Annotated in this window: 18 protein-coding genes; 11 read left to right on the top strand and 7 right to left on the bottom strand. The window is 56.0% G+C overall.

The features are described from left to right. The first annotated feature begins 116 nt into the window (after window positions 1-116). The 6 genes from rpsA to QEP11_RS04175 all read left to right on the top strand — a co-directional run bounded on the left by rpsA (window position 117) and on the right by QEP11_RS04175 (window position 5459). The gene (gene rpsA, locus QEP11_RS04200) at window positions 117-1799 is read left to right on the top strand and encodes a 30S ribosomal protein S1 (RefSeq protein WP_284335378.1); all 1683 of its coding nucleotides are present in this window, start codon (window positions 117-119) and stop codon (window positions 1797-1799) included. A gap of 101 nt (window positions 1800-1900) precedes the next feature. Beyond that, entirely contained in the window at window positions 1901-2221 is a 321-nt protein-coding gene (locus QEP11_RS04195; protein WP_284335377.1) for an integration host factor subunit beta, read from the top strand. Window positions 2222-2303: 82 nt separating this feature from the next. Next, window positions 2304-2609, top strand: a complete 306-nt coding sequence (locus QEP11_RS04190) for a LapA family protein (RefSeq protein WP_284335375.1) — start codon at window positions 2304-2306, stop codon at window positions 2607-2609. Continuing rightward, complete coding sequence (lapB, locus tag QEP11_RS04185) at window positions 2599-3756, top strand: lipopolysaccharide assembly protein LapB (RefSeq protein WP_284335374.1); 1158 nt, start codon at window positions 2599-2601, stop codon at window positions 3754-3756. Before QEP11_RS04190 ends, lapB begins: the two co-directional genes overlap by 11 nt. 65 nt (window positions 3757-3821) lie before the next feature. Continuing rightward, the gene (locus QEP11_RS04180) at window positions 3822-4322 is read left to right on the top strand and encodes a flavodoxin family protein (protein WP_284335373.1); all 501 of its coding nucleotides are present in this window, start codon (window positions 3822-3824) and stop codon (window positions 4320-4322) included. 222 nt (window positions 4323-4544) lie between these two features. After that, the gene (locus tag QEP11_RS04175) at window positions 4545-5459 is read left to right on the top strand and encodes a DMT family transporter (RefSeq protein ID WP_284335371.1); all 915 of its coding nucleotides are present in this window, start codon (window positions 4545-4547) and stop codon (window positions 5457-5459) included. Between the two features lie 93 nt (window positions 5460-5552). Here QEP11_RS04175 and QEP11_RS04170 read toward each other — a convergent pair whose 3' ends face one another. Both QEP11_RS04170 and QEP11_RS04165 read right to left on the bottom strand, forming a co-directional pair. After that, complete coding sequence (locus QEP11_RS04170; protein WP_284335370.1) at window positions 5553-6104, bottom strand: GNAT family N-acetyltransferase; 552 nt, start codon at window positions 6102-6104, stop codon at window positions 5553-5555. Window positions 6105-6243: 139 nt separating this feature from the next. Beyond that, window positions 6244-6666: a helix-turn-helix domain-containing protein gene (locus tag QEP11_RS04165; protein ID WP_284335369.1), complete on the bottom strand. Its 423-nt coding sequence runs from the start codon at window positions 6664-6666 to the stop codon at window positions 6244-6246. Window positions 6667-6747: 81 nt separating this feature from the next. Here QEP11_RS04165 and QEP11_RS04160 point away from each other — a divergent pair, with 81 nt between their 5' ends. Continuing rightward, entirely contained in the window at window positions 6748-7248 is a 501-nt protein-coding gene (locus QEP11_RS04160; protein WP_284335368.1) for a DUF2938 family protein, read from the top strand. Window positions 7249-7455: 207 nt separating this feature from the next. Here QEP11_RS04160 and QEP11_RS04155 read toward each other — a convergent pair whose 3' ends face one another. Next, a complete protein-coding gene (locus tag QEP11_RS04155) occupies window positions 7456-8310 on the bottom strand; it encodes a YbgC/FadM family acyl-CoA thioesterase (protein WP_284335366.1) in 855 nt (284 codons plus the stop codon). A 21-nt stretch (window positions 8311-8331) separates the two neighbouring features. Further along, window positions 8332-9264 (bottom strand): alpha/beta hydrolase, encoded by a 933-nt coding sequence (locus QEP11_RS04150; RefSeq protein ID WP_284335460.1) that lies wholly within the window; start codon window positions 9262-9264, stop codon window positions 8332-8334. Window positions 9265-9486: 222 nt separating this feature from the next. Here QEP11_RS04150 and QEP11_RS04145 point away from each other — a divergent pair, with 222 nt between their 5' ends. Beyond that, window positions 9487-10623, top strand: coding sequence for an iron-containing alcohol dehydrogenase (locus tag QEP11_RS04145; protein WP_284335365.1), 1137 nt, complete (start codon window positions 9487-9489; stop codon window positions 10621-10623). A 32-nt stretch (window positions 10624-10655) separates the two neighbouring features. Here QEP11_RS04145 and QEP11_RS04140 read toward each other — a convergent pair whose 3' ends face one another. From QEP11_RS04140 to QEP11_RS04130, 3 genes are all read right to left on the bottom strand, one after another. Then, entirely contained in the window at window positions 10656-13148 is a 2493-nt protein-coding gene (locus QEP11_RS04140; RefSeq protein ID WP_284335364.1) for an AI-2E family transporter, read from the bottom strand. A 112-nt stretch (window positions 13149-13260) separates the two neighbouring features. Beyond that, on the bottom strand, window positions 13261-14100 hold the full coding sequence (locus QEP11_RS04135) for a sensor histidine kinase (RefSeq protein WP_284335363.1): 840 nt from the start codon (window positions 14098-14100) through the stop codon (window positions 13261-13263). Window positions 14101-14114: 14 nt separating this feature from the next. Next, window positions 14115-14867: a response regulator transcription factor gene (locus QEP11_RS04130; protein WP_284335362.1), complete on the bottom strand. Its 753-nt coding sequence runs from the start codon at window positions 14865-14867 to the stop codon at window positions 14115-14117. 280 nt (window positions 14868-15147) lie between these two features. On the opposite strand from QEP11_RS04130, the gene QEP11_RS04125 reads away from it, so the two are divergent. From QEP11_RS04125 to QEP11_RS04115, 3 genes are all read left to right on the top strand, one after another. Then, window positions 15148-15630: a hypothetical protein gene (locus tag QEP11_RS04125; RefSeq protein WP_284335361.1), complete on the top strand. Its 483-nt coding sequence runs from the start codon at window positions 15148-15150 to the stop codon at window positions 15628-15630. Window positions 15631-15709: 79 nt separating this feature from the next. Then, window positions 15710-16108, top strand: coding sequence for a hypothetical protein (locus QEP11_RS04120; protein ID WP_284335360.1), 399 nt, complete (start codon window positions 15710-15712; stop codon window positions 16106-16108). Window positions 16109-16359: 251 nt separating this feature from the next. Then, window positions 16360-17796 (top strand): DUF4384 domain-containing protein, encoded by a 1437-nt coding sequence (locus tag QEP11_RS04115; protein WP_284335359.1) that lies wholly within the window; start codon window positions 16360-16362, stop codon window positions 17794-17796. Window positions 17797-17800: the final 4 nt, after the last annotated feature.

The raw sequence follows: 17800 nt of genomic DNA, 5'->3' as shown, positions 1-17800 counted from the left end.
TGGTTCTGCGGCTGTCTAACCTTTAACCCGCAGGTTTTACCTGCATCCTCCGTTTACAGCCATAAAAACGTGCAGCAATGGTGCTGTCGGAAACCTGTAAATGGACAAGGAACTACATGTCTGAATCTTTTGCCGCCCTCTTTGAAGAATCGTTGCAACGCACTGAAATGCGTCCCGGCGAAGTTATCACCGCTGAAGTCGTGCGCGTTGAGCACAACTTCGTGGTGGTGAACGCTGGCTTGAAGTCTGAAGCCTATGTGCCAATCGACGAATTCAAGAACGACCAGGGCGAAATCGAAGTTCAAGTTGGCGACTTCGTGTCCGTGGCTATCGGCTCGATTGAAAACGGCTACGGCGACACCATCCTGTCCCGCGACACAGCGAAGCGTCTGGCTTCCTGGCTGTCCCTGGAAAAGGCTCTGGAATCCGGCGAGTTTGTCACCGGTACAACTTCTGGCAAGGTCAAGGGCGGCCTGACCGTTCTGGTCAACGGCATCCGTGCATTCCTGCCCGGTTCGCTGATCGACACACGTCCCGTCAAGGATCTGACTCCTTACGAGAACAAGACCATGGAATTCAAGGTCATCAAGCTGGACCGCAAGCGCAACAACGTTGTGTTGAGCCGTCGTGCTGTGGTGGAAGCCTCCATGGGCGAAGAGCGCGCTAAGCTGATGGAAACCCTGAAGGAAGGCGCTATCGTTCAAGGCGTGGTCAAGAACATCACCGAATACGGTGCGTTCGTGGACCTGGGCGGTATCGACGGTCTGCTGCACATCACCGACATGGCATGGCGTCGCGTACGTCACCCATCCGAAGTGGTGACAGCTGGTCAAGAAATCACTGCCAAGATCCTGAAGTTTGACACCGAGAAGAACCGCGTGTCTCTGGGTCTGAAGCAAATGGGTGACGATCCATGGATGGGCGTTGCTCGCCGCTATCCTTCGGCTACTCGCCTGTTCGGCAAGGTTACTAACATCGCCGACTACGGTGCCTTCGTGGAACTGGAACCCGGCATCGAAGGCCTGGTGCACGTTTCCGAAATGGACTGGACCAACAAGAACATCGCTCCTTCCAAGCTCGTGTCTCTGGGCGACGAAGTCGAAGTCATGGTTCTGGAAATCGACGAAGACAAGCGTCGCATCTCCTTGGGCATGAAACAATGCAAGGCCAACCCATGGCAAGAATTTGCTCAGAACACCAAGCGTGGCGACAAGGTGAAGGGCCCCATCAAGTCCATCACCGACTTCGGCGTGTTCGTGGGCCTGGCTGCCGGCATCGACGGTCTGGTGCACCTGTCTGACCTGTCCTGGAACGAAACTGGCGAAGCAGCCGTTCGTAACTACAAGAAGGGTCAAGAAGTTGAAGCCATCGTGTTGGGCGTGGACGTCGAGCGCGAGCGCATCTCCCTGGGCATCAAGCAGCTGGACAGCGACCCCTTCACCACATTCGCAACTGTGAATGACAAGGGCCAGATCGTGACCGGCAAGGTCAAGACTGTGGATGCCAAGGGTGCTGAAATCGACCTGGGCGACGACATCGTTGGTTACCTGCGCGTTTCCGAACTGTCGCGTGACCGTGTGGAAGATGCACGCTCCGTGCTGAAGGAAGGCGACGAAGTGACTGCTGTGGTGATCAACGTGGATCGCAAGACCCGCAACATCCAGTTGTCCATCAAGCAAAAGGACATGGCTGAACAGCAAGAAGCCATGGCTTCCCTGTCGGCACAGTCTTCCAAGGAAAATGCCGGTACTACCAGCCTGGGTGCTCTGCTGCGCGCCAAGCTGGACGCCGACAAGTAAAAAGTCTTTAAAAACCGCTTTCTAAGCGGTTGCAAAGACCCCGGCGGGCGCTTTCAGGGCGCCCGTCGTTTTTTCCAAGTCCTGCTTGGGATGATTGAGCTATGACCCGATCTGATTTAGTTGAAGAGCTGGCTGCCCGTTTTGCCCAGCTCACCCAGCGTGATGCCGAGCACGCCGTTAAAACCATTCAAGACGCCGTCAGCGATGCCTTGGTGCAAGGCCAGCGTATTGAAATTCGTGGTTTTGGAAGTTTCTCCGTCTCCCGCCGCCCTGCCCGCATTGGTCGCAATCCACGCAGCGGTGAATCGGTCCATATCCCGGAAAAACGGGTTCCACATTTCAAGCCTGGCAAAGCTCTGCGTGAAGCCGTTGACTTCCAGCCTCACACAGACAAGGCTGTACCTGCAGCTACTACCAATTGAAGGCCTCTGCTTTCTTTGACTCACTGATTACCCGCAAGCCCTCCTGTGCGCCTAAAATTCAAGGCAACTAGGAAGGGCTCGCATGAAATACCTGCTGTGGCTGCTCAAGGCAGCCATTTTTTTCACCCTGTTTGCCTTTGCGCTCAACAATCAGCAAGCCGTCACCGTGCACTTTTTCTTTGGCACGTTCTGGCAAGCGCCGCTGGTGCTTGTGGTTCTGACCGCATTTGTTGGTGGCCTGATTGCAGGTGTGCTGGTGATGGTGCCTCGCTGGTGGAAGCAGCGCAGCACCGCTGCCAAATTGAGTCAACCTGCAGCCTCAGAGGATGCAGACGCCACCAGCAACACCACTTCTGACCCACTCCCTCCGACCATCCATGGACTTTGATCTCAGCTGGATTCTTTTGGGCTTGCCGCTGGCCTTTGTGCTGGGCTGGCTGGCCTCGCGCATGGATTTGCGCCAAGTACGCCAAGACAATCGCCAAGCACCCAAAGCCTATTTCAAAGGCCTGAACTTCTTGCTCAACGAACAGCAAGACAAAGCTATTGACGCCTTTATTGAAGCCGTACAGAACGATCCGGAAACAGCCGATTTGCACTTTGCTTTAGGCAATCTTTTCCGCCGCCGTGGTGAATACCACCGTGCCGTACGCGTGCACGAGCACCTGCTCTCGCGTGCCGATCTGACCAAGGAAGACCGCGACCGTGCCCAGCATGGGCTGGCCCAGGACTTTTTGAAGGCAGGTCTGCTGGACCGCGCGGAAGAAGCGCTGCGCCGCCTGGAAGGCTCCAGTTATGAAGCCGAAGCACGCCTGGCACTGCTGGCGATTTACGAGCGCTCACGCGACTGGGCTCAAGCGGCAGACATTGCCCGACGCATGCAGACTTCTAAGCAGGGTGACTTCAGTGGCCGACTGGCGCATTATCTCTGTGAGCAAGCAGCCGAACAAGCTGACCATGCACAACTGGACACTGCCCATCAACTGCTGCATGAAGCCGTGCGCATTGCACCGCAGACTCCACGTCCACGCATTGAGCTGGCGCGCATCCAGCACCGTCTGAACCAATCGAGCGATGCCTGGAAGACTTTGCAGGAGTTGGCACAAGCTACCCCGCAAGGCCTGCCATTGGCAGCCCCATTGATGCTGGAAGTGGCTGCCGCCACCGGCCAGCAGACCGCTGCGACACAACTGCTGCGCAGCCGCTATGAGCAATCACCCTCCTTGGATTTGCTGGATGCGCTGGTGGCACTCAACACCACACCCAGTGAAAGTGAAGGTGAAAGCCGTGACTGGTACGTCAAGCACCTGGACAAGGAACCATCTCTGGTGGCTGCCACCAAGTGGCTGGCTGGTGAAAAGTTGGAGCACAAAGAACACCATCCTGCTGTGCAAAAAGCACTGGAACATGCGAGCAAACCCTTGAGCCGTTACCGCTGCGCCGCCTGTGGATTTGAAACCCGCCAGCATTTCTGGCACTGCCCAGGCTGCCAAAGCTGGGACAGCTATCCTGCCCGCCGCGTCGAGGAGCTGTAAGAAGTCCGGCCTAACGGCAGCAACAAGGGAAATGGCGCTCTGGGCAAACCGCGTATGCTTGCACCATGACCAGCGCCAAAATCTTGCTCATCGTCTACCACAGCCAGACCGGCGGAACTTTGCAAATGGTGCAAGCGCTGGCCCAAGGGGCCGCGCAGGAAAGTGATCTGCAGGTGCGCTTGCTACGCGCCGCTGACACCGGTCCAAGCGATGTTCTGGCGGCTGATGGTTACGTTTTCGCAACACCAGAGAACCTTGCAGCCATCAGTGGCATGCTGAAAGACTTCTTCGATCGCAGCTACTACGAGGTGCTGGATCGTATCAATGGTCGGCCTTATTGCACGCTGGTTTGTGCTGGCAGTGACGGCAGCAATGCAGCCCGCCAGATTGAGCGTATCGCCACAGGCTGGCGTTTGAAAGCAGTGGCAGAGCCGTTGATTGTGTGCACCCATGCACAAACCCCTCAAGCCATTGCTGCCCCCAAGCACATAGACAGCACTTCGCTCGCTGCTTGCTCCGAGCTGGGTGCTGCCCTGGCCAACGGCTTGGCACTTGGAATATTCTGACGCTCGATGCCAAACCGGGTTCAAAGCCACGTGATTGCCCGCATAGGCGCAACCCAACGACGTACTCCATGCATGCAGGCAGCACCAATAAATAGCCCTCCAAAGCAGTGCATGCGAGCTTTATTTTTATGCAGCCAGAACAGTTTTTTCTCGCATTGCAATGATGCGAAAGAGACTGTCATTACACCGCACCATCACATGGATGGTGCATAGTCATGCTCCATGCAAAAGAATCAGCGCTTTGGCCCGCACCTGCGGCTTATTGGGATGGCCGTGCTATGGGGAGCATCTTGGCCTGCAGGGCGCATCATTGCGCAGTCCATGTCACCTCTCGCAGGTTCCTGCTTGCGTTTTTTGTTGGCTGCCATGGTATTGATTCCATGGATGTATTGGGCCGGAGGCCTCGGCCAGTTAAAGACCTGGAGCGCCAAACGCTGGCTCGGCATGACCGCAGCGGGTGCTACTGGTGTCTTCGGCTATGCCGCGTTCTTCTTGTCAGGCTTGCAGCACCTGCCCGCAGGCAAGGCTGCGTTAGTCATTACGCTCAATCCAGTGGTCACCTTGCTCATGGCTGCATGGTTGTTCAAAGAACGGTTAAACACCATCATTGTCGTTGGGATTGCGATGGCTATCGCGGGGGCCATGGTGGTGCTCTCACACGGTAACCCACTGGATCTTCTCCAAGGAGCCGTGGGCATTGGTGAGCTTTTGATTCTTGGCTGCGTGGTGTGCTGGGTGCTCTATACCTTGATCGGACGCTGGATGCTTACCGGCGTGGATGCGTTGTCCACAACCGCCGTCACGAGCTCCATCGGTGCACTCATGCTCATGGTGGGCAGTTTGGTCGTCGAAGGGCCACAAGCACTGATCGACGCAGCCCACAGCGGGGCAACAGCTTGGGCAGCCTTGCTGTTTCTTGCATTTGGAGCCACTGCGCTGGCTTACGCCTGGTACTTTGACGGCGTCAAATCCCTTGGCGCAGGCGCAGCATCTGGATACATCACCTTGGTGCCACTGTTTGGCGTACTCATTTCAGCACTTTTGCTGGGAGAGCGTATTGACACACCCATGCTGCTGGGTGGAGCGATGGCCATAGCAGGCACCGGAATCATGAATTGGGGACGTGCACGCGGTTAGGTGCCACTGCACGGGGTACTTTGACACGGCTCTTTCACAACAGGCATGGGCTCTGCAATACAACGCTGCGCAAGGCATGTTAGGGCACGCCAGCTAAGGCAGCGGCTGGGGCACAGCACGATATAAGCAATGCTCGCGCAACGCATGTCCCAAAGGGACAGCGGGATGTTGAAATGTCTGCTCATCACGTGTCATTCCCAGTTTTTGCATGACACGCTGTGAGCGCAAATTCGGCAGCGCGGTAAAAGCCACGACTTCTTTGAGTTGCAGCTGATGGAAGGCAAATTCCAGCGCTGCCTTGGCCCCCTCAGTGGCAAGACCTTGCCCCCAGCTGCTGCGCAACAAGCGCCAGCCCACCTCCACACAAGGCGAAAACGGCAAGTGATCCTCCGACACATGCAAACCGATGAATCCAAGAAAGGAAGCACTGGATTTTTCTTCGACTGCCCAAAAGCCCCAGCCTCGTTGCGCAATCAACTCCCGGCAACGCTGCGCAATGGCATTGCTTTGAGCGGTGCTCAACGTGGCGGGGAAATAGCGCATGGTTTCAGCATCAGCATTCAGACGCGCAAAAATCGGGTAATCATCACTGCGCCACTGTCGAAGCCGCAATCTTGGCGTTTCCAAGGTATGGATGTGGATCATGTCAATTTCTTCGTTCACAGAGGTAACACGGTTTGCCTGAACTGCCGCATTTCAGCTTGAAAGAAACGGTATGTTTCGGACAAGCCCGTGGCAGCCGACACTACCCATCCTCCAGCCCCACATGGAAGCTGACCATTTTTCACAGCTTTTTGTTCGGACCCGGAGTCAGCGCAACCATATCGCCACTACTGGCGGCTCGCATCAATCGCTGAAACGTGGGGCAAACGAGATGACTGCTCTCAGGGCAATTGGCGGCATGCTTCAAACCGTCACGCACTGCTTTTAAGCGTCCAATGGTGGCATCCAGCTCACGTGCTTTACGCAGCAGCATCTGCCGATCAATCTCAGGCTCACCTTGAGCATTCAGCATAGCCGCCATTTCCTGTAGCGAAAAGCCTGCAGCACGGCCCAACATGATGAGGGCCAGCCGATCCAGAATATCTGGGCCAAACAAACGACGCTGCGCATGTCTGCCAACAGACTGAATCAGACCCTTTTCTTCATAAAACCGAATCGTTGATGCGGCCAAGCCGGTTCGTTTGACCACTTCTGAAATATCCATGCATACACCCTTGCGTTAAAGTGCACTTGAACCTCTAGAGTACAAAAACACTGTAGTTAGGAATTGGAAAACGGGGGTTTTATGTGTGATTGGAGTTGGTGGAAATGTATTGCAGCTGTTGGCATAGGTGCCACCATGTGCATGGATCTGTGGTCGTACATGCTACGACGTTTAGGCATTGCCACGCTGGATTACGCGATGCTGGGGCGATGGTGTGGTCACTGGTTCAGCGGAACATGGTTCCACACACCGATCCAGCAATCGCAGCCCATCCGAAATGAAAAGCTGTTGGGATGGGCGCTGCACTATCTAACAGGCATTGTCTTGGCCGCATGCCTGTTGTCAGTCACTGATGCTCAGCCGCAGCTGCTGCAAGCACTGACCTTTGGTGCCGCTACGGTGCTCATGCCATGGCTGGTCATGCAACCCGCCCTGGGCGCTGGCATGGCTGCTGCCAAAACTGCGCAGCCCTGGCTGCAACGCTGTGTAAGCCTGGCAACGCATCTGGTATTTGGTGCAAGTCTGCTTTTATGTGCCAAAGCATTCAATGCACTCTTGCTATGTGACTGTGTGATTGAATAAACTGCACCAGCTATGCTCGCCAAACTCGTCTGCTGTGAACCCCTGCGCTTGCCAACCTGACAGCAGAAGACGCTGCAGTAGCAACATGCTCGTCCATGCGGTCCAGTCCATGCAACCTGCAGCCAGCCGACAAAAAGCTTTCAGCCATGAAGGACTAAAGCCGGGCTCACATCCAATGTGCCTTTGTGCAAGACGCTGAATCAACCACTACAGCTTCAAGCGCATGGTAATGTGGTCAATGCCCGCTTCGTCATACACCTCACCTTCGGGCAGAAAGCCCGCTAGGGCATAGAAGTTTTGCGCATGAACCTGGGCATGCAACACTGCTTCCTTGTCACCCCGGTCTCGAGCTGCGGCAATCAATGCATCCAGCACCTGTCGCCCCACGCGACTGCCGCGCAACTCGCGGGCCACTGCCATGCGACCAATGCGTGCCACGCCTGGGGCATCGCTGACCAGGCGCCCCGTCGCCACAGCATGCCCCAAGCGATTGGTCATCACAACGTGGCGGCACATGGTATCGAACTCGTCAATCTCGATCTCTCGCGGCACACCCTGCTCTTTGACAAACACTTCCATGCGCAAGCGCTCAGCCAAACGGCCCAGATCATTCCAGTTGCCCGATTGGAGCTGCACCATGTCTTCACCAGCTTCAAACGCCGTCAGCATATCGCGCAACTGCTGCGGCACAGCTCGCGGAGTTTGTGTGGCATCGGCAAACACGTACACCAAGTCCACGGTATTGAGCAACTGCTGCCCACGGAAGATGGCCGCTTCAAATTGCAGTGATGTGTTGCCCTGCTTGACACAGCGGATGCCCACATCCAGCACATCACCCATCTGCGCAGAGGCGTGATAGGTCACCGAGGCCTTCTTCACAAACAACTCGCCACCCAGGCTGGCCCAGCTTTGGGCATAAGGCATGGCCATTTGCTTCCAGTAATCTGTCACAGCCACATCGGCATACATCAGGTAATGGGCGTTGAAAACAATCTTCTGTGCATCCACTTCAGCCCAACGCACGGTCAATCTGTGGCGGCAGCGAAAATCTTGAGGGCGCATATGCTTCTTTCTAACATTCGTTTAAACGCTGGCGGGCGATGTGCCCAAGGCAGCACGCAGGGCTGCCGCCATATCGGTATGGGCTTGTCGCGCCTCGGCAATGGCTCGCCCCATTTTGATGAATTCGTGTGTAACGCCTTTGTAGATCTCCAGCTCCACCGGCACGCCCGCCATGCGCAGCATGTCGGCGTATTGCACACCTTCATCAACCAGCGGATCCAGTTCTGCCAAACAAAAAAAGGCCGGAGCAACACCTTCCGCATCCGTCGCAAGCAACGGCGCAAAGCGCCAATCTTCACGATCAGCCTCATTGCGAATGTAGTTGTTGAAGAACCAGTGAATGCCTTCACGCTCCAAAACCAAACCCTGCGCATAGCGAAAGTGTGAGTCCGTATCCTGGTGGGCACAGGTGCCGGGATAGATCAGCAATTGCAGTTGCAAAGGCAGCTTGGCATCGCGCGCCTGTAAGGCACATGCTGCAGCCAAGGTACCGCCTGCGCTATCCCCTCCCACTGCCATGCGCGTTGTATCCAGCCCCAGCGCCTTCCCCTGTGTGTGCAGCCATTGCAGCGCATCCCAGGCATCATGAATAGCAGTCGGAAACTTGTACTCCGGTGCCAATCGGTAATCCAGTGACACCACGGCACAACCCGCCAGATAAGCCAGACGGCGACACAACACATCGTGGGTGGCCACACTGCCAATGGTGAAACCGCCTCCATGCAAGTACAGCAGCACCGGTAAAGCAGTCGCTGTGCTTGGCGCATACAAACGGGCTGACAGCGACGCGCCATCCCGGGAAGGAATCTGGATATCTTCTACGCGCGGAAGTTCTTGTTTGGCAATTTCGAGTACCCCTGCCCCTGCCTCGTAGGCTGCACGAGCCTGCTGCGGCGTCAGCGTATGCAGATGGGGACGATTGGCACGCACCATGCGGCGCAGCACATCGCGCATGGCAGGGTTCAGAGGATGGTTGAGTTCGAGTTCTTCGGTCACAGCACGCAAGCAACAATCACAAAGCTGCACATCATGCAGCATTAGCAAGCCAGTTGCTGGCCTGTGGCTTGTCCCATGTGTGACGTGGTTCAACCTTTTCTCAGGGTTCTCAAGGTAGCCTATGCGCGAACAGTTGGCGAAGATGCCTGCGTTTGATCCTCTGAGGGCTTGGAGACGGTTATGGCTTTTATCAATTACGTCACGCAAATACAGTTTGACTACGGTGCCGTACGCTTGCTGGCCCAGGAGTGTCAGCGTGTAGGCATAACCCGCCCCATGGTGGTAACCGACGCTGGTGTCAAAGCTGCGGGTGTACTGCAAAAAGCGCTGGATGCCCTGGGCGATCTCCCCGTTACGGTGTTTGATGCCACTCCCAGCAATCCCACGGAAGCTGCAGTTCGTGCTGCTACGCAACTTTATCTGCAAAGCAACTGCGACGGCCTGATTGCTGTCGGTGGTGGCAGCGCCATTGACTGCGCCAAAGGGGTCGCCATCACAGCCACCCACCCTGGCCCGCTGAAAACCTACGCCACGATTGAAGGAGGTTCTCCCAAGATCACCGAGGCGGTTGCCCCCATCATTGCCGTGCCCACCACCAGCGGCACTGGCAGCGAGGTGGCACGAGGCGCCGTCATCATCGTTGATGACCAGCGCAAACTGGGTTTTCACTCCTGGAATCTGGTGCCCAAGGCTGCCATTTGCGACCCTGAGCTCACGTATGGGCTCCCTCCCGTGCTGACTGCTGCCACTGGCATGGATGCCATAGCGCATTGCATGGAAACGTTTATGTCCGCCGTGTTCAACCCACCCGCTGACGGAATTGCACTGGATGGTTTGAGCCGGGGCTGGGCGCATATCGAGCGTGCGACCCGCAATGGGCAAGATGCCGAAGCACGTCGCCAGCTCATGAGTGCCAGCATGCAAGGAGCGATGGCATTCCAAAAAGGCCTGGGCTGTGTTCACAGCATGAGCCACAGTCTGGGCGGAATTGAACCCCGCCTGCACCACGGCACACTGAATGCCATGTTCCTGCCGGCCGTGGTGCAGTTCAATGCACAATCCGAGTCGGTGCAGCGCGAACAGAGACTGGAGAAAATGGCCCATACCATGGGGCTGGTCAGCGCCACCGACATTCCCGCTGCCATCAAAGACATGAATGCGCGCCTGGGACTGCCCACAGGCTTGGCCGCCATGGGTGTAGATAGAGCATGTTTTGACAAGCTTATCGATGGTGCCCTCAAAGACCATTGCCACAGCACCAACCCACGCGCAGCCAGTGCACAGGATTACGAGGAGATGCTGCTCAGTTCCATGTAAGGCCCAGGCAAAGTCCGATGTCAACCATAGCCTCAGCTGGCTGCATCGGCATTGGGTGACTGCGCGCTACTGCTTTGATGCGCTTCGCGCAAGGTGCCCATCAGCTCTTTGACCATATCATGTAATACGCCCAGCTCATCATCATCGATTTCCCGTGGCGCATCGTGCATGATGCACAGCGTGCCCAGCACCTGCCCTTTTTTGCTCTTGAGCGGCACACCAGCGTAAAACTTCACCTCTGCCTCCAGCAAGACCGGGTTGTCTGCAAAACGCGGATCGCGCGCAACATCCTCCACCACCAAGTCTTCACCGTCACGCACAACATAAGAACAAATCGAGATGTCGCGCGGCAAACCTGGCCTGCCTTCCGGTGCGCTGCTGCGCACCAGCAGACTTCCGGGTGTATGCACCCAGTCGTGATCCACCAAGGACACCTGCGCATACTTGACATTAAAGGCATTGGCCGCCTTCAACACCGCTTCTTTGTAGGTAGGCAAAAGCTCGGGGGCTAAAGCACCGCTGTGCTGGAGAAACTGCACGCGCTCGGAATCTCCTTCGGGCAGCTCTGCCGCCACATACCCTTGCCGCACCTGTTCCGGTGAAATCAGTTGCTGCATGCGTAGAAGCAACTCCTGCATGCTGGTGACCACACTCACTGCCCCCATGCGCTGAACCACAGTTTCCTGCAACACTTCCGGGGCTGCATTCCATAGCGCCAACACCACCTGGATATGTGGATAACGGCGACGCACACGGCGCAGCATCTGACGCACCATTGCCTGCGGCTGGGCGTGGAAGGTAGACATCACCAGCCACTGCACATCTGCCCAGCCTGCTGTTTCCTCCGGCCCTACAGCAGCTGTAATGGCGTGCACGCCACTGGTTGCATGGATACCATGCAAGCGCAAGCTGTGCATGGCCATGTCTGCCGCCAATGCATCGACCTCCCACCTCACTCCCACGCAATGCACCCGGCCGCGCAATGCCGTTGCAACATGCACGCCCTGAGCGGAATAGTCTTCCAGCAAGTCTTCAAGCAAGTCCTCCATCCCACTGGACAGGCGCATGCGGTGCTCTGCTGTGGCATTTTCAGTATGGTGTTTGTAGGCCAGCTTCAGCGTTGGCACACCGACCTGTTCGTAGAAATTCATCACTGCATCAGCGTTATCGGCTTCAGTGGCTTTGGCAGGGAAACGCTCTGCAATCTCATCCTGCGCCAGATCAATGGCACCGTTGACATCGTCTGCCAAAAGACGCTGGTACAAGCGATGCGGAGCATCCAGTACCGGTTGACTCCCCAGCAGCACTTCCATGAATTGCAGGCCCGGCAAATAGCGCCCCAGCACAAGGCAACACACAGTCAAAGGGGTGGAAAGAATCAACCCAATCGGTCCCCACAAAGCCGTCCAGAAGGTTGCTGCCATGATGATTGCCAAGGTGGACAGACCTGTGCTGGAGCCGTACAGCCACGGCTCAATCACGTTGTTACTGATCAGCTCCAGCAAAAGGATCAAGCCCAAGGTCCACAACAACATGTCCCAACCAGGCGCCACGGCAAAGGCCAAGGCCAAGGGGAATACGGCAGAAATCATCGGCCCCACATATGGCACAAAGCGCATGATGGTGGCCAGCACTCCCCACAAAATCGCTCCCGGCACACCAATAATCCAGAGGCCAAGGGCCATGGGAATGCCATATGTGACATTGACAATGAACTGCATGCGCAGGTATTTGCCAATGCGGTCAGAAGCTTCATCCAGCGCATCGGTGGCCAGATGCAAATTGCCCCCCATCAAGCGCAGCAAGCGGTCGCGCAAGTCGTCCCTGTCCAGCAGAATCAAAATCACAAACAGCAGCACGATGCCAATCATGGCTACAGGCTCACTGACTTTATCGAGCCATTGCATGACCACTTCCAGCGGCTTGGGCTCTTCTCGCACCACCTCCACTTTCTGAATCTTGGGTTCCCCGCGCGAAGCCTCGGCTGCTGCTTTGCTGATTTCGGTTTCCACAGTACTGTAGGTTTTCAGCGCCCCATCCCAGGCACTGGGTCCCTTGCTGAGCGCTCTCAGATTTTTGAGTTTTTGCTTGATGGTATTTTGGTAGGTAGGCAAATCAGCACTCAGGCTCTGCACCTGCTTGCCCAGATAAAACCCCATACCGGTCAGCGCACCCAGGCCCAATGCCACCACTACCAGGGTTGCAGCCATGCGTGGCAGCCCCCAACGCTTTAGCCGCGTGACAGCGGGGTCAAGCAAAAATCCCAGCAACACCGCCAGTGCCAGAGGAATCAGAATATCGCGCCCGAAATACAGAGCCGCAATGATGACACTGGCAATCAGCAAACCAATCAGCCAGCGCATGCCGGGCAGGATGTCTGCCAGGGATTGCAGACTCGCATCCTGCACCTGGGCATAACGTACCTGCGTGCGGCGGTCATGCCCAGCACCACCAGGCTGAGGCTCGGCGGATGGTACTTTGGGAGGAATGGAAGTGATGTGAGATGACTGCTGCTCGGAAGACATAGCTGCGAAGGTTGGAAGAAGCGGCCCTAGAGTCGCATCCATGCGGCAGCGCTACTTGTCATCCTTTTACGCTTGGGTACGCATGAGTTTGCAGTCTTTTCACGGAGGTTTTCTAGGCTGCAGACTGCCAAGAAACCTCAATGCGGGTACCTTGTCCCAGCTCTCCCTCAATAATTTCCATGCGAGCCCCCGCCAACCGCGCGCGCTTGTGCATATTGGTCATACCGCGTCCACCATCCAGCGCAGGCATTTCCGTCAAGACCTGTGCCCGGGTATTGAAGTAGCCACAGCCGTCGTCCGCGATCACAAGCGTTCCGCTGCCGGAGGCCAGTGAGAGCCTCACTTCCAGCACCCTGCATTGCGAGTGCCGCAGGGAATTGCTGATCGCTTCCTGCGCCAACATGGCCAGTTGCACCCCCTGGTTGCCGCACGGGCTCTGATCCACATCCTGCACGGGCATCTGCCACATCATTCGAATACCGCGCATGTCCAGCAAGGGCTGTACCCGGCAACGGATGGAGGCGAGGCGCTCCACCAAGCTTGCATCCGCATCGTCGAGCATGCCCATTTCAGCGCGCAGCGCCCACATGGCATTTTCAATGCTGTGGCGTATGGCCACATAGTCGTTTTGCGGTGCATCGAGCAACGCCTGCGCCTGAAACAGGTGTGCGCACACACCATCATGCAGGTTCTGGGCAATACGAATGCGCTCAGCCTTGACCTCACCGGAAACTCGTACCAGTCGCCGCTTTTGCCAGCGCAACGCGCGACGCAACAGTACATAAACAAAGCCGATGCCAAGGCATTGCACCGACAAGACCAGCAGCCAGTTCACCCACTCTGTATGGCTTACATCAGCGCCCAGCAGCCACAACCCAAACAGCAAGACCGTGAAGTTACAAAGTAGCAAGGCTGCACAACCCCCTACCACACGCATGTCTGGCGCAACCATGGAAGACACCTTGGCTATATCAGGCCGTGCAGCAAAGCCGCGCGTACAGCCTGAGTACGGCTTTTTATCTGCAGCTTTCGATAGATATTGCGTACATGACTGTTGACTGTCAGCGTCGTGATCTGCAGTTGCAGTGCAATTTCCTGGCTGGTGTAACCACTGGCGACATGGCGCAGGATTTCTCGCTCACGGCTCGATAGCTGGGCGCTTTCCACAGGCTTGCTTTCTCCCGCATTACCGCGCAGCCTCTCCAGCAGCCGTCGGGCGACATGGGGGGTGATGGAAGCACCACCATTAGCGACCTGCAACACGGCCTGCACATAACTGCCGAACCAGCAATGCTTGACCAGATAGCCAGCAGCACCGTGCTCAATAGCCTGCAGCAGCTGCGAGTCTCCCTCCATCACCGAGATGATGATGGTTTCAGCCGCCGGTCGCAGAGAACGCTGCAGGTTGAGCAAGTCGAAACCGGTTCCATCCTCCAGTTTCAAATCTGCCAGCAGAACATCAAATGCTTCACGACGCATCAGGCGCTTGGCCTCGCGCAGACTTCCTGACTGCCCCACCAGCAAAACGCGCTGATCTGCCATCAATTCATGCTCAACCACGCGTCTTACATGTGCATCGTCATCCACCAGCAACACGCGAATGGGCTTGTCCCTTTGCCCCACCATAAAGCCCGGCCACTGCATGGGCATGGCTGTGCTGCCATTCCCAACACCTTCCCATTGTTGCGGCTGCGAAATGCCTTCTTGGTTGGAAATCATTGCCGTCCTTCAAAATAATTGCAGTATTTACACTTTGAAACTAGTTATTTTTATATTTACTTTTTCTAAGAAAAATACAAAGTCAAAAGTTTTTTGCTATGAGTTTCAACCCAAGCATAGCCGATCCATGATGCGACTACTTACCAAATTTACAGGATTGGCTGTTGACTGACATAACGAGACACTGGCTTCAGGCCATCGAAACTGACTTCAGGCCTGCTGGCAGAGGCGTTCTCTGCCAGACAAATCATGAAATACATTGAATCTAAGGAGTGCAATCATGAAAAAGACAATCGCTATGGTCGCTTTGACCCTGCTGGCATCTACCTCTTTTGCTGAAAGCTTTGGCCAAGGCTCCGGCAAGCCCGGCGGTGGCTCCAGCGGAGGACAGAACGATACCGCGGGCATCCAGATTGATGCCGCCACCGTTCAGGCGACATCACTGAGCTGGTCCAGCGCCACAAATACTGCATTCGACAACGCTACCGCCCGCCAAAATATCTCCTCGAATACCGCAGGAGTTAGCGTGAAGGGCCAACTGACGCAAATCACCAGCGCAAGAGATTCTGCTATCTCCAACTACGCGGATGGCTCCTCCTATGCCTCGCAGAATCTGGCGAGCAACCTTGGCGATGTGAAGAACACGGCTGCACTGACCCAGTTTGTAAGTCTGAAACGCTCCAGCGTTGTCAACCACGCAGCCTCCAATGCCAGCGCCGTTCAAAACCTCTCGACAAACAATGCCTGCGTGACCTGCAAGTAATCTGCAGCCCATCCAGACTTTTGCCTGTTAGTAAAGGAGCATGCTCCTTTACTAACAGTTCTATGGTGAGGAGCACATCATGCATACGCTAAATACCTACCGGATATGGATGGCTGGACTGGGCTTGTTCACAGCCAGCGCCAGCTGGTCAGCCCCTGGCGAAGACACGATCCAGCTGCAGCAACCCGTGGAACATCTGCAGTTGCCACTTGGAGCATCCTCCAAATCTCAGGGTCTGGACTCCAATACCGAAATTCCGACCTCGCTCAGAGCAAAGATCGTGCGCTACGAAGCCAAGACGTTCACAGACAGAACCGACGACATATACACCGATACCGATGTCACAAGGCAAGTGACAACCCAAGCCAATCGAAAAACCTGTATCCAAGACGTTGGCAGCAATGTGGGTTCGCAAGTTTCAGGAACCAAGGACCAAGTCGTGGTTTTGAGAGGCGATCTGATCAACGTCTGCCGTTAATACAGTTGCTGGATACCTACAAAGAATACGGTTGCGAGGAAAATATGACAAATCTACACCGGGCAGTTTTTCCGATGCGACTGAGAATGCAATGCGTTGGCGCTTTTCTCAGCGCAGCAGGACTGCTTGCTGGGTGTACGCCCCTGAGCCCGGCCAAAGATGCTGCTTACCATGCCCGAGCACCCGAGATCAATCGCCCCGCGGTGCGTCCTACGCGCTCTTTTTCAAGCTTCTCCGACTCCTTGATGTGCATGGACCATCTTTTCCGGGAAACCGGCATGGGGACGGTGCTCATCACCAGTAAATCCATTCCGGATTATTCAGGCCGAATTGCAGTTGCCACCAAGGAAATGGTCGTCACTGCCCTTTCCCAGATGTCGCGCGTCAGCAATGCATTCCGGTTTGTGGACTATGAGGTGAACATTGCCCAGCAAGACACGGTGCAGAACCTCACCACCTTGCTGCTCAACAACAACCAGATTCGTCTACAACGGCCTGCGTTGTATGTATCGGGCGCTATCGCCTTTGTAGACCAGCAAGTCACCAGCAACAATTTTGATGTCGGTACTTCTGCTTCACGTCTGGAGACAGGCTACAACCAAAACAAACGCTCAACGGTCATCGGCATGGAAATGCATCTGGGAGACTTTCGCAGCCGAACCATTATTCCGGGCCTGGATTCCGCCAACGAGATCGTCATTGGCAGCGGTGGACAAGGCCTGGATCTATCAGGCCGCATCGGCAATTACGGTGTGCAGTTCAATGTGGGCCGCGACTATACGCAGGGCTCTGGCCCGGCCATTCGGACATTGGTGGAACTGGCCATGGTGGAGCTGCTGGGCAAATGGGCACGCGTGCCTTACTGGCAATGCCTGACTTTGGAGCAGACACACCCAGAATTCATCCGCCAGATGCGTGAGTGGTTTGAAGAGGCGGGACCAGCCAACCGCAGCCACCTGATCCGCCGCTCCCTGCTACGACGGGGTTATCTGTCTAGTGAAACGCCAGATGAGCGCACTTTACGCCAGGCACTCATGCAGTTTCAGGCAGACGAGCGTCTGGTAGTCACGGGCATTGTGGATTTTCCGACTTATGAGCGAGCACTGCGCGACTTTGTCGGCCTGACCACTGATGGTCATTTACAACGCATTGGCTGGGCCAACACCAGCGGCTCATCAAGCACCAGCGCCCAAGCAAGCCAGCCCGGTGAACCCGTGCAGATCGACATGCAGATTGAAAACATCATGCAGGGACGCGAGCACTTCACGTCCGGCGAACAGATCTTCCTTTCAGCGACTGTCTCCCGTACGTCTTATCTCTATTGCTATATGGAAAATGGCCACAACGAAGTCATCCGCCTGCTGCCAAACGCCACCAACAACTCAGGCTGGGTGCCTGCCAGCCAGGCGATTCGTATTCCTGACTGGATGAGCCCCACCCCTGGCTTTGTCATTGATGCCGGAGCACCAGGACAAGAACGGGTGGGTTGCTTTGCAAGTCCCAGCGATCTATCAGACAAATTGCCGCCCAACCTGCAACAAGCTGCGTTCAGACCTTTGCAGGGAGCAACTTCGCTGGAAGACATTGGCAGCCAATTGCGCCAGGCAGCAGGCAGTGACCACGCTGTGGGTCAGAGCACTTTGCAGTGGCAAGTGGTAGCACCCGCTCCCGGGGCTTCGCGTCCCTGACACA

It is taken from the genome of Comamonas halotolerans, from assembly GCF_030162935.1.
Classification (GTDB): Bacteria; Pseudomonadota; Gammaproteobacteria; order Burkholderiales; family Burkholderiaceae_C; genus Comamonas; species Comamonas halotolerans.
The sequence above is the reverse complement of the archived record's forward strand: the minus strand, read 5'-3'. Positions and strand labels throughout refer to the sequence as shown.

Coding starts and splice junctions, on each gene's coding strand:
- QEP11_RS04135 (WP_284335363.1), bottom strand. CDS start 14,100: ATGGTTGCGCCAGACATGCGTGTGGTAGGGGGTTGTGCAGCCTTGCTA.
- QEP11_RS04150 (WP_284335460.1), bottom strand. CDS start 9,264: ATGCGCGATGTGCTGCGCCGCATGGTGCGTGCCAATCGTCCCCATCTG.
- QEP11_RS04195 (WP_284335377.1), top strand. CDS start 1,901: ATGACCCGATCTGATTTAGTTGAAGAGCTGGCTGCCCGTTTTGCCCAG.
- rpsA (WP_284335378.1), top strand. CDS start 117: ATGTCTGAATCTTTTGCCGCCCTCTTTGAAGAATCGTTGCAACGCACT.
- QEP11_RS04125 (WP_284335361.1), top strand. CDS start 15,148: ATGAAAAAGACAATCGCTATGGTCGCTTTGACCCTGCTGGCATCTACC.
- QEP11_RS04190 (WP_284335375.1), top strand. CDS start 2,304: ATGAAATACCTGCTGTGGCTGCTCAAGGCAGCCATTTTTTTCACCCTG.
- QEP11_RS04130 (WP_284335362.1), bottom strand. CDS start 14,867: ATGATTTCCAACCAAGAAGGCATTTCGCAGCCGCAACAATGGGAAGGT.
- QEP11_RS04165 (WP_284335369.1), bottom strand. CDS start 6,666: ATGGATATTTCAGAAGTGGTCAAACGAACCGGCTTGGCCGCATCAACG.
- QEP11_RS04145 (WP_284335365.1), top strand. CDS start 9,487: ATGGCTTTTATCAATTACGTCACGCAAATACAGTTTGACTACGGTGCC.
- QEP11_RS04155 (WP_284335366.1), bottom strand. CDS start 8,310: ATGCGCCCTCAAGATTTTCGCTGCCGCCACAGATTGACCGTGCGTTGG.
- QEP11_RS04175 (WP_284335371.1), top strand. CDS start 4,545: ATGCAAAAGAATCAGCGCTTTGGCCCGCACCTGCGGCTTATTGGGATG.
- QEP11_RS04180 (WP_284335373.1), top strand. CDS start 3,822: ATGACCAGCGCCAAAATCTTGCTCATCGTCTACCACAGCCAGACCGGC.
- QEP11_RS04115 (WP_284335359.1), top strand. CDS start 16,360: ATGGACCATCTTTTCCGGGAAACCGGCATGGGGACGGTGCTCATCACC.
- QEP11_RS04120 (WP_284335360.1), top strand. CDS start 15,710: ATGCATACGCTAAATACCTACCGGATATGGATGGCTGGACTGGGCTTG.
- lapB (WP_284335374.1), top strand. CDS start 2,599: ATGGACTTTGATCTCAGCTGGATTCTTTTGGGCTTGCCGCTGGCCTTT.
- QEP11_RS04170 (WP_284335370.1), bottom strand. CDS start 6,104: ATGATCCACATCCATACCTTGGAAACGCCAAGATTGCGGCTTCGACAG.
- QEP11_RS04160 (WP_284335368.1), top strand. CDS start 6,748: ATGTGTGATTGGAGTTGGTGGAAATGTATTGCAGCTGTTGGCATAGGT.
- QEP11_RS04140 (WP_284335364.1), bottom strand. CDS start 13,148: ATGTCTTCCGAGCAGCAGTCATCTCACATCACTTCCATTCCTCCCAAA.